13 protein-coding genes are annotated in these 12,507 nt (G+C 30.0%); 3 read left to right on the top strand and 10 right to left on the bottom strand.

The genetic code is table 11. The annotated features are described in order from the left end of the window. Nucleotides 1-54: 54 nt before the first annotated feature. The 10 genes from CSPB_RS02805 to CSPB_RS02760 all read right to left on the bottom strand — a co-directional run bounded on the left by CSPB_RS02805 (nucleotide 55) and on the right by CSPB_RS02760 (nucleotide 10,369). On the bottom strand, nucleotides 55-774 hold the full coding sequence (locus tag CSPB_RS02805; protein ID WP_089189176.1) for a fumarate reductase iron-sulfur subunit: 720 nt from the start codon (nucleotides 772-774) through the stop codon (nucleotides 55-57). After that, nucleotides 767-2,755, bottom strand: a complete 1,989-nt coding sequence (locus CSPB_RS02800) for a fumarate reductase flavoprotein subunit (RefSeq protein ID WP_033916398.1) — start codon at nucleotides 2,753-2,755, stop codon at nucleotides 767-769. Before CSPB_RS02800 ends, CSPB_RS02805 begins: the two co-directional genes overlap by 8 nt. Nucleotides 2,756-2,767: 12 nt before the next feature. Further along, nucleotides 2,768-3,454 (bottom strand): fumarate reductase cytochrome b subunit, encoded by a 687-nt coding sequence (locus CSPB_RS02795; protein WP_033916399.1) that lies wholly within the window; start codon nucleotides 3,452-3,454, stop codon nucleotides 2,768-2,770. Nucleotides 3,455-3,643: 189 nt separating this feature from the next. After that, complete coding sequence (locus CSPB_RS02790) at nucleotides 3,644-4,837, bottom strand: MFS transporter (RefSeq protein ID WP_052137662.1); 1,194 nt, start codon at nucleotides 4,835-4,837, stop codon at nucleotides 3,644-3,646. 9 nt (nucleotides 4,838-4,846) lie between these two features. Then, nucleotides 4,847-5,668: a prolipoprotein diacylglyceryl transferase gene (gene lgt, locus CSPB_RS02785; RefSeq protein WP_089193061.1), complete on the bottom strand. Its 822-nt coding sequence runs from the start codon at nucleotides 5,666-5,668 to the stop codon at nucleotides 4,847-4,849. Between the two features lies 1 nt (nucleotide 5,669). Next, nucleotides 5,670-6,212, bottom strand: a complete 543-nt coding sequence (locus CSPB_RS02780; protein ID WP_089193060.1) for a hypothetical protein — start codon at nucleotides 6,210-6,212, stop codon at nucleotides 5,670-5,672. A 63-nt stretch (nucleotides 6,213-6,275) separates the two neighbouring features. After that, nucleotides 6,276-7,448, bottom strand: coding sequence for a Y-family DNA polymerase (locus CSPB_RS02775; protein WP_089193059.1), 1,173 nt, complete (start codon nucleotides 7,446-7,448; stop codon nucleotides 6,276-6,278). An 8-nt stretch (nucleotides 7,449-7,456) separates the two neighbouring features. Continuing rightward, on the bottom strand, nucleotides 7,457-9,622 hold the full coding sequence (locus tag CSPB_RS02770; RefSeq protein ID WP_089193058.1) for a heavy metal translocating P-type ATPase: 2,166 nt from the start codon (nucleotides 9,620-9,622) through the stop codon (nucleotides 7,457-7,459). Nucleotide 9,623: 1 nt separating this feature from the next. Further along, entirely contained in the window at nucleotides 9,624-9,818 is a 195-nt protein-coding gene (locus tag CSPB_RS02765; RefSeq protein WP_089193057.1) for a cation transporter, read from the bottom strand. After that, nucleotides 9,815-10,369, bottom strand: a complete 555-nt coding sequence (locus CSPB_RS02760) for a GNAT family N-acetyltransferase (RefSeq protein ID WP_089182208.1) — start codon at nucleotides 10,367-10,369, stop codon at nucleotides 9,815-9,817. The genes CSPB_RS02765 and CSPB_RS02760 overlap by 4 nt, the downstream gene beginning before the upstream one ends. 155 nt (nucleotides 10,370-10,524) lie before the next feature. Here CSPB_RS02760 and aroQ point away from each other — a divergent pair, with 155 nt between their 5' ends. The 3 genes from aroQ to folK are packed head-to-tail and all read left to right on the top strand — an operon-like array spanning nucleotide 10,525 to nucleotide 12,497. Next, a complete protein-coding gene (gene aroQ / locus CSPB_RS02755) occupies nucleotides 10,525-11,004 on the top strand; it encodes a type II 3-dehydroquinate dehydratase (RefSeq protein WP_089182207.1) in 480 nt (159 codons plus the stop codon). Next, the gene (locus CSPB_RS02750; protein ID WP_089193056.1) at nucleotides 10,994-12,016 is read left to right on the top strand and encodes an aminopeptidase P family protein; all 1,023 of its coding nucleotides are present in this window, start codon (nucleotides 10,994-10,996) and stop codon (nucleotides 12,014-12,016) included. Before aroQ ends, CSPB_RS02750 begins: the two co-directional genes overlap by 11 nt. After that, nucleotides 11,997-12,497 (top strand): 2-amino-4-hydroxy-6-hydroxymethyldihydropteridine diphosphokinase, encoded by a 501-nt coding sequence (gene folK / locus CSPB_RS02745; protein ID WP_052137663.1) that lies wholly within the window; start codon nucleotides 11,997-11,999, stop codon nucleotides 12,495-12,497. The genes CSPB_RS02750 and folK overlap by 20 nt, the downstream gene beginning before the upstream one ends. Nucleotides 12,498-12,507: the final 10 nt, after the last annotated feature.

Here is a 12,507-nt window from a genome sequence, read left to right as displayed (position 1 = left end):
CAAAAGATACTCAGTATGTAGCTTAAGCAAGGATAAATCCTTGCTTAAAAGTAGTTATTTTACGCTAGCTAGTTTTCTTCTCATATAAGCTATTTTACTTTGAAGAGGAAGGTGTTTAGGGCAGTTATCTTCACAACCAAGTAAAGTCATACAACCAAAAATACCATTATCATCACCAACTAATTCATAAAAATCCTCATCAGTTCTTTCATCTAAAGGATCTAGTTTAAATCTTGCAATCCTATTTAATCCAACAGCACCTATAAAATCTTTTCTCATTATAGCAGTTCCACAACTCGCAACACAAATTCCACACTCTACACATCTATCTAATTCAAATGTCTCTTGTGCAGCTACTGGATCAACTTTTTCTTCCATTTTTGATATATCAGTTGTCTTACTTGAATGTATCCAACTCTCAACTCTTTTATTCATAGCAGCCATCCACTCTCCTGTATTTACACTCAAATCTTTTATGAGTTTAAAAGCAGGCATTGGCATAAGCTCTATAACGCCATCTGGATAATCTTTTGTAAGAGTTCTACAAGCAAGTTTGGGAACACCATTTACAACCATTCCACAACTTCCACAAATTCCGGCTCTACATACAAAATCAAAACTAAGATCAGGATCAAATTTCTCTCTTATTACATTTAAGGCTACATATAGCGTCATTCCACTTGTTTCTTCAAGCTCATATGTAGCAAAATGAGGTTTTGAAATTTTACTAAGTGGATTGTATTTAAATGCTTTTATTGTTATTTTTCTACTCATTGCCAACTCCTACTCTTTGGTTTGGTTGTTTAAATTTAGGTTGAAGTTCATAATGCATCAATGCTTCTTGAATTTCTTGACGAGATTTGCCTTGTGCTTGCATATCTTCTTTGATTTTATCAACTTGTGCTTGTCTTTGTTCGCTAAGTGGATTTTCTATGATATTTCCTTTTGCACCATAGCCTCTAAATGCTGGCGGCATCTCCATTTTCATGATATCTAGTTCTTCATAACTTATAGTTGGCATTGTATCGCCCTCTTTCCAAGTTGCTAAAGTTCTTTTTAGCCAATTTAAATCATCTCTTTTTGGATAATCCTCTCTATAATGTGCCCCCCTACTTTCTGTTCTAAGAAGTGCACCATACGCAACACAAAGAGCAAGTTTTATCATCTTTGGAGTTCTGTAAGCATCTTCAAGCTCTGGGTTTCCAAATTTTTCTTTATTTTTTACATTTATATCTAAAGATTGTTTATAAAGCTCTTCAAGTTCATTTACAGCCTTTTGTAATCCTTCACCTGTTCTAAAAATAGCAACATGTTCCCACATTATCTCTTTCATTTTATTTTTTATCTCATAAACACCATACTTGCCATCTTTACTTAAAAGTTCATTTATATAATTTTCTTCTTTTGTTACAAAAGATTGAACAAACTCTGTATTTATATCTATTTCATGGCTTTTACAAAAATCAGCAAAATAATCTCCCACTATCATTCCAGCGACAACTGTTTCTGAAACAGAATTTCCACCAAGTCTGTTAAATCCATGCATATCCCAACAAGCTGCCTCACCAGCACTAAATAAACCTTTTAATGTTTGGCTCTCTCCTGTTGGTTTTACTCTAATTCCACCCATTGAATAATGCTGCATTGGTAAAATAGGCGCCCATCCTTTTGGTCCTTCATCAGCTGGATCAATGCCGTTAAAAATTTGACAAATCTCTTGCACATCTCTTAAATTTGTCTCAATGTGTTCTCTTCCAAGTATTGAAATATCAAGCCAAACATGTTCTCCATAAGGACTTTTTACACCTTTTCCATTTCTAATATGCTCCATTATACGCCTACTTACAACATCTCTGCTTGCAAGTTCTTTTTTCTCAGGCTCATAATCAGGCATAAAACGATACCCATCAACATCTCTTAATATACCACCATCGCCACGGCAACCCTCAGTTAACAAAATTCCGCTTGGGACAATAGGAGTTGGGTGAAATTGAACTGCTTCCATATTTCCAAGCTGAGCTATACCAGTTTCTAATGCAATGGCAACTCCGGTTCCTTCGCATATAACAGCATTTGTTGTATGTTTATAAATTCTTCCATATCCACCTGTTGCTATTAGTGTTCCACGAGCCACATATGCTTCTATTCTACCATCTATAAGATCTCTTACTATAGCACCATAACAGCGATTATCTTTGTGTATTAAGGCAATAGCTTCTTTTCTATCTCTTATATCAACATTATGTTTTACACACTCATTTGCAACACCAAATAACATTGTATGTCCTGTAGCATCAGCTGTATAACATGTTCTCCATTTTTTTGTTCCACCAAAATCTCTTGAGTGTATAAGTCCATGAACTTCATCTTTTTCTTCAATAGTAGTTTTTTGTGCATTTATAACCGCACTTCTTTTTCCTTTTGTGATTCTTGTCCAAGGAACACCCCAACTAGCAAGTTCACGAATAGCCTTTGGAGCTGTTTGACAAAACATTCTAGCAACTTCTTGGTCGCATCCCCAGTCGCTTCCTTTTACGGTATCAGCAAAATGCACATCTTCATTATCACCTTCACTCATTTTAGAATTTCCTAAACTTGCTTGCATACCACCTTGTGCAGCAGCTGAGTGGGATCTTCTAACAGGGCACAAACTTAAAACTATAGTACTATTGCCTTTATCGGCTGCTGCAACTGCCGCCCTAAGTCCAGCAAGTCCACCACCAATAACCAACGCATCACAATATATTATTTTCATATCATATTTCCTTTATTCGCCTAAAGATAGCCAAACAATATCAGCAACTATTGAAAGCACAACAAACGCACCCCAAACTATAAAATTCAAAGTTTTGACTTTTTTTCTTGTTGCAGCTGCTTCTACTTTTGTTCCATCAATACTAATCCATTTTACAAAAAGCCTATATGTGCCTATACTAGCATGCAAAACAGTAACAAGCAATAACAACAAATAAAAAATATGTAGTTGAGAAAAACGACCAATTGAAAGATCAGCTGTAATTTTATCACCAAAAATTATGGTAATAATATGGGCACTAGCAAAGAAAAATAGCAAAAATCCACTTAAAAACTGCATCCACCAAAGCGTTGTGTCGCAATGTTTCATACGAATTTTATGAGCTTTATAAGCCCTATAAGCACTATAGTTTGCAGGAAACTTTCTCATAGCTAAAAACGCATGAATTACAAAGATTATAAATATAATCAATGCAACTAAATTTGTAACTTGATATATTCCAAAAGGTTCAGCAAAATGAACAACACCTTCAAAAGCACCTTTGCCAAACATAATTGTGCTTGTAAAAATCATATGACACATCATGAATATTGCAAGTACCAAACCGCTTAAACTTTGCAATTTATCTTGTAAAGCTGGCAAGCGACTTTTTTTACCATCTATAGATTTTCCAAGAAAACCCTCTATACGGCTTACCATACAGAACTCCTTTAATATTAAGTATTTGAACTATTAATTATATATCAGCTAGACTTATTTGATGCTGAAAATATTGATAAAATATTAATAAAAAATATAAGTTTATTTGTTAAAGGAATTTTTAATAAATAAACTCACTTAGATTATTAAAACTCGTTAAAAACGATACTAAATAGTAATTATTAATTATTAATGTAAAATCTCACTTGGGTGATGAGACATAAATTTACTTCTACGCTCTTTTGGCACAACATCAACAAAATACGCAACTAAAAACAAAATTATTAATCCAATCAAATATACAAAAATAAAACCATTTTCATTAAATTTTTGCATAAAATATCCAATAATAATAGGTCCTAAAAGTGATCCAATTGAGTAATTTAGTAACAAAGTTGCACTTATTTTAGCCGCTTCACCTTTACTGCCTAGCACATCATTTGCTCTAGCAACGCTAAGAGCATAAAGACAAAATATACCAAATCCTATGAAGAAAACAAAAAATTTATAAAATAATATATTTTTACTAAACAATAGCATTGCTAAAATAGATACAAAAGGTATCGCACAAGCTAACATAATTGAAAATTTTCTTCCAAATTTATCTGAAAAATACCCAAAAAACAGATGCCCAAAGAAGCCACCAGCCATAGCAATAAGTAAAAATAATGAAGCATCTCTTATATCGCCTCCTGCTGATAATATAAAAACACCTGCCATAGAAAAAAATCCATTTATCAAAATACCGCCTATAAAACTTGTTACTAAGGCTAACGGAACTAAGCCAAAAATATTTGGTATGAAAATTTTCTTTTTTGGAGGAAGCTGCGGTTCTTTTATCCGAATTATATTTAAAGGAATAGATCCAATCATTATAAAAAGTGCCGAAAGAACAAAAACCTGAGATGAGCCAAGTTCCAAAGACAACAAAATCATACCAAATGATGAAGATATGTAATATATAGCAGTATAAAAACTAAAAACTCTTGAGCGAATTTCATTTCTTGATCTAGCATTTATCCAACTTTCTACAACCATACATATACTATAATATGAAAAACCAAGCATAAATCTAAGCACAGCCCATAAAATTATATTATTAGCAATGTTGTGTAGTATTGCAGATATGGCAAACAATGCAGTAAATACAGCATAAGATCTAATATATCCATAAATGCTAATAAATTTGTATCCAAAAATCGAACTAAAAATAGCTCCAAGAAAAAAACAAGATGTTATAATGCCTATATGAAAATCATCTATATTTATATTTTTTAACATCATACCAGCTGAATTTAAAGCTAGTGAATTTCCAACAAATATAAAAATTATAGCAACAAAAAGTGCTGTTAAAATTCTTATAGTTCTTTTTGGACTTATCACATATCTCCTTTATGTATGATTTTTATAAGTTTTATTTTTTAGATAAAAATACAAAAACACTCCAAGAAAAAGCATTAAAAAAGATAAAATTTGCCCCATATTAAGACCAAATAAAACCTTCCCTATCTGAACATCTGGTTGCCTAAAAATCTCACTAACAAAACGCATTATAGAATATAAAATAACATATAATGAAATAAGTTCTCCATCAAATTTTTTATATTTTCTATAAATAAAAAGCATAATAAATACTAAAATTCCTTCTAAAAATGCTTCATAAAGCTGACTAGGATGTCTTAAAACACCATCAACATTTATAGCCCAAGGAACATCAGTAACAACACCCACTAACTCTTTGTTTAAAAAATTTCCAACTCTTCCAAAAATATACCCCAAAGGAACACAAATAGCAACCAAATCTAGTAATTTCCAACTATTTTGATTATATTTTTTACAAAACCAAAATGTAGCTATAATAAATCCAATCACAGCTCCATGATAACTCATTCCGCTAATTCCTACAAATTTTCCATTATAAAAAGGATTGAAAATTTCCCAAGGATGAGTTAGATAAAACATTTGAGCTTGCGAATAAATAAAAATAAAACCAAGTCTTGCCCCAAAGATGACGCCAATTTCAACCCATATAAAGTAATTATCTAATGTTTTATCACTAAAACCAAGATAATCTTTTTTTACAAAATACTTTGCAGCCCAAAGTGCAACCAAAAGAGCTAAAACATACATTATCCCATACCAATGAACATTTAGCCCAAAAACACTAAATGCCACTGGATCAAATTTAGAATATATTTCGCTCCACCAGTTCATTTTAAGCCTTTAAGCCAAGAGAAGTTTTTAAAAGATGACAAAAATCAGCTAAAAAGTAGCCCATAGCTTTATAATAATTGCTATTAGCATTTTTTTGTAAATGCAAAGATAGCTCCCTTGCTGGATAAATAAAATACTCGCTTAAATAATATCCTAAAAGAGTGTGAGATTTTTCGTCTTTATCTTGTTTTAAAATAGCAGACAAAAGTGCAAGTATATTTGACATATGTGAGCTACTTAATTCATCAAAGGGTTTTTTAAATTTAATATTTCCAAAAAATTCATTAACTTTTTTTTCATCATTAAATTTAAAATACGCTGTATCAAAACTATCTTTTAGACTTTCAAAATCTTTTTTTATCATTTCTAAACTCTCATTTTCAAGTGCATTTCCCCAGCACTCATGTCCTTTTATATTATCAACATTATCATTTTTTACTATCCAATTTTTTGACATTTTAGAAAAATGCTCTTTGTCTATAACATTTCTAAAATTTGTAGCAAAAATCACGCATATCACAGAGTATAGTTCGGCAACTTTCATATCATTCCTTAAATTTTTTAAAACTAATATCGTATCAAAATTTAGTTTAATCTATATTGATAACTAAATTTCACTTGCTTTTTTTATTTTATCTATACCAAATTTAGACCAAATTTTGCTAAAAGTTTTATCTAAATTTTTTTGTTTTATATCATCGTCATAACTAAATAGCGTTGAACAAAACTCTAAATTTGAAGAAAAATTTGATAAATTTATGCCTATATAAATTATGCTCCCAAAGCTATATTTGTCTATCTTAGTGAAAAGTTCAGTGCTAATATTATTTAGCAAATCCATACAAAAAGGCTTATTTGGAGTATATCTTTTAGAAAACTCGTATCTATTGCTATATCTTATCTTTAACTCATAACTCATAGGATTTAAATCATTTTTAAGAACTTCAAAGCCCAAATATCTACACATAATGGAAATTTTACGCCTAATTTCATCTCTATTTAATGTTGGAGAAAAGGTTCTTCCAAGACCTATGCTTTTTGCATTTCTTTGATTTGATATTTTATCATCACTTATACCACAAATTCTATTATAAATTTTGACACCATTTTTACCCATTTTTTCAAAAATAGTCCTACTTTCCAAAGCTTGAGAAATGGTTTTTATACAGTGAGAATATAAAAATTTCTGAGTGCTTTTTCCAATGCCAGGAAACTTAGCGATATTTACATCTTTAAGTTCTTCTTTTAAATTTTTTATATCTAAAAATTTTATACCAAATGGCTTTTTTAAATCAGTTGCAAGTTTTGCTAAAAATTTACCTTCACAAAGCCCAATACTACAAGGAAGTTTAAATTTATCAAGTATATTTTGTTGCAAAAATTTAGCAAAGCTTATATAATCATCTTGATATTTTGTACCTTTTAAATTTAAAAAGAATTCGTCTATGCTAAATCGCTCTATTTCTGGCGTAAAGATATAAAGAAAATTATAAATTTGCGTAGAAATACTTTTGTTAAGCTTCATATCATTTGGAATTAATTTTAACTTCGGACATAACTTCAAAGCCTCATTTACGCTCATAGCAGAATGTATGCCAAATTTTCTAGCTTCATAACTTGAGCTTAAAATCACGCCTTTGTTTGAATTTGCTATCATTTCATCGCCAAATATATTGCTTGATTTATCGCCAATTACAGCAACTATTTGTCCATTTAAACTGCTATCTTTTATCCTAGCAACCGATACAAAAAAACAATCAAGATCAATATGTAAAATCATATTTTATTTTAAAATTTTATAAACCTAAGCTTTATGGAATTTAGCACTACACTTACAGAACTTATACTCATAGCTATAGCTCCATACATTGGCATTAAAATAAATCCAAATGGATACAAAATTCCAGTTGCAATAGGTATACAAATAGCATTATAAATAAAAGCCCAAAATAAATTTTGCTTTATAGTTTTCATTGTTTCTTTAGTTAATTTTATAAAAGCCAAAATTGATTTTAAATCGCTATTTACAACAACTATATCGCCGCTTTCTTTTGCTATATCACTTCCACTACTCATAGCAACCGAGATATCAGCACTTTTTAAAGAAGGTGCATCGTTTATACCATCACCCACAAAAAGCACTTTACCTTTTTGCTTAAGTTTTTCAACAAATTCATATTTATCTTGCGGTAAAAGTTCTGCATGAACTTCTTGTATGTCTATTTGATTTGCTATATATTTTGCCACATTTAAACTATCGCCTGTTAGCATAATAGGAGTTATATCCATTTTCTTAAGCTCTAAAATCAGCTCTTTTGCTCCATCTTTTAGACTATCACTTAAAACCAAATATCCACTAAAATTTGAATTATAAGCAACCATAACAACACCAAAACCATCGTTTGTTATTTTATTTATCTCTTCTAAAATATCATCTCTTATATAAACACTATTTTCTTGCATTAAAGCAAGATTTCCTATCATTACATTTATATTGCCTTGTGATGCGATAATTCCTTTTCCAGGTATATTTTTATACTCACCGTTAAATTTAGTAGCACACATACAATTATTTTTTGCATACTCTACAATTGCTTTTGATATTGGGTGTTCGCTTCTTTCTTCTATACCGGCAACAAAAGATAAAATTTGATCGCTTAAAAAAGATTTTTTAACACTAATTTCTCCTTTGCTGAGCGTTCCAGTTTTATCAAAAACACCAAATTTAATATCTTGCATATTTTCTAAAACTTCAGGATTTTTTATCAAAATTCCTCTCTTTGCACCAGCTCCAAGAGCACAAACTATGGCTATTGGCGTAGCCAAACCAAGAGCACAAGGACAAGATATGATAAGTACGCTAGCTGCCAGTATAAGACCCAAAGATAAATCTTTATTTAGCGACCAAAAAATAAAAGTAAAAATAGCAATCAAAATAACACTAGGAACAAAGATATTTGCTACCTTATCAGCAAGTCTTGCTATTGGCATTTTTTTACTACTTGCTTCGCTCATTAAATTTAAAATTTGATAAAGCATAGTATCACTTTGTTCCTTTGCAACCTCGATAGTCATATAACCGTCTAAATTTACACATCCAGCATATACATTATCGCCTTTTGAATGATACACAGGCAAGCTTTCACCGCTTAAAAATGATTTATCAATATCGCCGCCACCCTCTATGATAACGCCATCGCAAGGGATATTAAAACCACTTTTTACTATTACTATATCGCCTTTTTTAAGTTCATCGGCATTAACTTCTTCAAGTTGAGCTCCTTTTGAAACTTTTAATGCTTTTTTAGGTGCTAAATCCATTAAATTTTTTAAATAATCGCTAGCTTTTAACTTAGATCTTTCTTCTAAAAATTTTCCAAGTGTTACAAAAGTTATTATCATTGCACTGCTACTAAAATACAAATATCTTAAATTTTGAGGTATAAAATCAGGCACGACAACGACAAACAAAGAGTATAGATAAGCCACCATAACACCAAGAGATATTAAAACATTCATATCAAAATTTAAATTTTGAAGAGATTTTTTTGCGTGAATAAAAAAATGCCCGCCGCAGTAAAAAACCACAACGCTACTTAATGTTAACATAATTAAATTTAGCCACAAATTTGGTGCTAAAAACATCTCAATAAACATTATCACACACGATAAAATAGCAGATATAACAAATTTAAAAAGCATATTTTTTATGTGTAATTTTCTATAATGCTCGAGTTCTTGATAATTTTTTACAACGCCAAATCCAAGAGATTTTATCTTTTTAATCACATCTTCTAAAACATCACTACTATCTAAAACAAACTCGCCACTTGAGTTTGCAAAACTAACATTTGCGGATTTAACTCCCTTAATTTTTTTGACACTTTTTTCTATGCCGGATGAACAATTAACGCAGTTCATTCCGCTTATGTTAAGTCTTATTTTTTGAGACATATCAAATTTCCTTTATTATAGGAAATCCTATATCTTTTAATGTTTCAAAAAGAAGTTTTTCCTTATTTTTTACATCTAAAACAATGGTTTTATTTTCAACATCAACCTCAACTTTTCCAAAATCATCCCTTAATGCATTTTTTACTAAATTTGCACAATTATTACATTTAACATTTTCTAACTCAAATTTTCTCATTTTATATCCTTTAACATATGAAAATATCTGCCTCCTGCTATATCTACAACGCAGTTTTGATAAAATCCCAAAGATTCGTAAAAACTTTTAGTTTTTGGTTTTAAAATATCTACAACTAGTGAGCACTTTTTTATATCTAGTTTTTTTGCCTCTAAAAAAGCGTGTTCGAACATTTTTGTAGCAATCCCTCTTTTTCTAAATTTCTCATTTACAGCAATAGTATCTATATAATACTCATTTTCAAAGCACTCTTTGTCTATTTTATGGTTTTTATTTATCATTTTTAATCTTGATATTATAGGTTCTAAAAGTTTATCTCTTAAATTTGAATCATAAACACACATTGCACCTACGACTAAACCATTAATCTCATAAACAAAAACATTTTCAAAACTATATAAATTTTGTTTACTAACAAAAAACTCTCTTAAAACACTCTTTGCTTTTTCTTTATTTTCTTCCCCTGTTAGAACAGAACTTATATTCTCAAGAGCTAAGTCTATAAGATCAATAGCCACTAAAGCATCGGAAATTTTGGCACTTCTAACCATTGAAAACAAACCTTAAGTATTAATTCTAAAAAAGATTATAATAAATTTTGTTAAATTTATAATTACAAATTTATTAACATACAAATAAAGCTATGAATAAATTTATAAAGAAATTGATATAATTTATAAAAAATTTAATTTTATAAGGAAGTGTAATGCCAAAAATAACAGTTATTCAAGGTCCAAATATCAATATGCTCGGAAAAAGAGATCAAAATTTATATGGCGTAATGAGTATGGATGATATTCATAAACAAATGAAAATCGTAGCAGATCAAGCAAATGTTGAAATAGAATTTTTTCAAAGCAATTTAGAGGGCGAAATCGTTGATAAAATTCAAGAATGCTACGGAGATAGCGATGGTATAATCATAAATCCAGCCGCATACTCTCATACATCAATAGCCATAAGAGATGCCATAGAAGCAGTTAGATTGCCAGCAATTGAAGTTCATATAACAAATATTTATAAAAGAGATGATTTTAGACAAAAAAGTATGATTAGTCCAGTAAGTGCAGGATGTATCGTAGGTTTTGGACCACTTGGTTATCATCTTGCAATGGTAGCGATGTTACAAAGATTTGAACAAATAAAGGCTTACGAAGAGGCTCAAAAACAACAAAATGAGCAGTAATTTCATACTAAAAAACGAAAATGCAATTTTTTACGAGTGCGGATATAGTTGCGATAATGCACTATATCTTAGCCTAAAAGATGAGTGCTTTTTCATAACAGATGCAAGATATAGCATAGAAGCAAGAGAAAATATAAAAAATGCTACCGTAATAGAATCAAATTCTCTTATAAAAGATGCAAAAAAACTTATAAAAAAATTTAACATTAAAAAGATAAGTTTTGACCCATTAAGCTTTAGCGTTAGTGAATTTAAAAATCTATCTTCATCTTTAAACTTAAACTTTAAATCATCACCAAATTTTTCTCAAAAAAAACGAGAAATAAAATCTCAGCGTGAGATAAATTTACTAAAAGAAGCTGCAAAACTTGGCGAAAAATGCTTTTATGATTTAGCTAAATTTATAAATGAAAGCAAAAATTTAAACGAAGAAGAGATAAATTTTAACGCACAAATGATATTTAGACAAAATGGGGCATTAAATCTCAGTTTTGAACCAATCACAGCAATAAATGCAAATGCTGCAAAAGCTCATGCTTTACCAACCAAAACCAAGCTAAAAAATGGTGATTTGCTATTAGTTGATGGGGGAATAAAATTTAAAAGATATTGCTCTGATAGGACTAGAACCGCATTTTTTGATAATAAACTAAATTTCTTAAAAGATCAAATTTATAAAAACCAAAAACATCAAGAAATTTACGATATAGTAAAAGAAGCACAATATCAAGCCATAAAAGCTATTAAGCCTGGAATTTTAGCTTGTGAAGTAGATAGTATCGCAAGAGATTTCATAGCAAAAAATGGTTATGAGAAAGAATTTTTTCACTCAACAGGGCACGGCGTAGGGCTTGATATACACGAATTACCGATAATTAGTCCAAAAAGCAAAACAAAATTAAAAGAAGGTATGGTTTTTAGCGTTGAGCCTGGAATTTACCTAGAAAACGAGTTTGGAGTTAGAATAGAAGATGTGGTAGTGGTAACAAAAAATGGATGTGAAATACTCTAAAAACGGCTTTTTTGAACTAAAAGACGCTATAAAATTTATAAAAAGTGATTTTTTTCCTTTTTGTAGAAAAATAAAAAACTACAAATACAGCATTATATTGGGGCTTGGAGGAAATGTAGGAAAAGTTAAACAAAGATTTGATAAAATATTTCAAATTTTATCAAAAGACAGGCGTTTTTACATAGCACAGAGTTCGCCAATTGTTTTAAATAAAGCATTTGGTTTTACAAAGCAAGATGATTTTTTAAATGCTATTTTGTTTTTACAAACAAATTTGCATCCAAAAGAAGTTTTAAAAATAATGCTAAATTTAGAACTTAAATTTAAAAGAAAACGACCTTTTAAAAACGCACCTAGAACAATAGATTTGGATATTTTATATACAAATATAAAAATAAAAAGCAAAAGGCTCATAGTGCCACATCCTGGCGTAAATGAGCGAATAAGTGTCATTTTGCCACTTGGTTTAATGAGATTATAAAAGGAGATTT

The organism is Campylobacter sputorum, assembly GCF_002220775.1.
In the GTDB taxonomy this organism is placed as follows: domain Bacteria; phylum Campylobacterota; class Campylobacteria; order Campylobacterales; family Campylobacteraceae; genus Campylobacter_F; species Campylobacter_F bovis.
The sequence above is the reverse complement of the archived record's forward strand: the minus strand, read 5'-3'. Positions and strand labels throughout refer to the sequence as shown.

Excerpts from the sequence above, each read along its gene's own strand:
- lgt (WP_089193061.1), bottom strand. The coding sequence starts at position 5,668 with ATGAACTGGTGGAGCGAAATATATTCTAAATTTGATCCAGTGGCATTT.
- CSPB_RS02800 (WP_033916398.1), bottom strand. The coding sequence starts at position 2,755 with ATGAAAATAATATATTGTGATGCGTTGGTTATTGGTGGTGGACTTGCT.
- CSPB_RS02750 (WP_089193056.1), top strand. The coding sequence starts at position 10,994 with ATGAGCAGTAATTTCATACTAAAAAACGAAAATGCAATTTTTTACGAG.
- CSPB_RS02765 (WP_089193057.1), bottom strand. The coding sequence starts at position 9,818 with ATGAGAAAATTTGAGTTAGAAAATGTTAAATGTAATAATTGTGCAAAT.
- CSPB_RS02780 (WP_089193060.1), bottom strand. The coding sequence starts at position 6,212 with ATGAAAGTTGCCGAACTATACTCTGTGATATGCGTGATTTTTGCTACA.
- folK (WP_052137663.1), top strand. The coding sequence starts at position 11,997 with ATGGATGTGAAATACTCTAAAAACGGCTTTTTTGAACTAAAAGACGCT.
- CSPB_RS02775 (WP_089193059.1), bottom strand. The coding sequence starts at position 7,448 with ATGATTTTACATATTGATCTTGATTGTTTTTTTGTATCGGTTGCTAGG.
- CSPB_RS02805 (WP_089189176.1), bottom strand. The coding sequence starts at position 774 with ATGAGTAGAAAAATAACAATAAAAGCATTTAAATACAATCCACTTAGT.
- CSPB_RS02795 (WP_033916399.1), bottom strand. The coding sequence starts at position 3,454 with ATGGTAAGCCGTATAGAGGGTTTTCTTGGAAAATCTATAGATGGTAAA.
- CSPB_RS02770 (WP_089193058.1), bottom strand. The coding sequence starts at position 9,622 with ATGTCTCAAAAAATAAGACTTAACATAAGCGGAATGAACTGCGTTAAT.
- CSPB_RS02760 (WP_089182208.1), bottom strand. The coding sequence starts at position 10,369 with ATGGTTAGAAGTGCCAAAATTTCCGATGCTTTAGTGGCTATTGATCTT.
- aroQ (WP_089182207.1), top strand. The coding sequence starts at position 10,525 with ATGCCAAAAATAACAGTTATTCAAGGTCCAAATATCAATATGCTCGGA.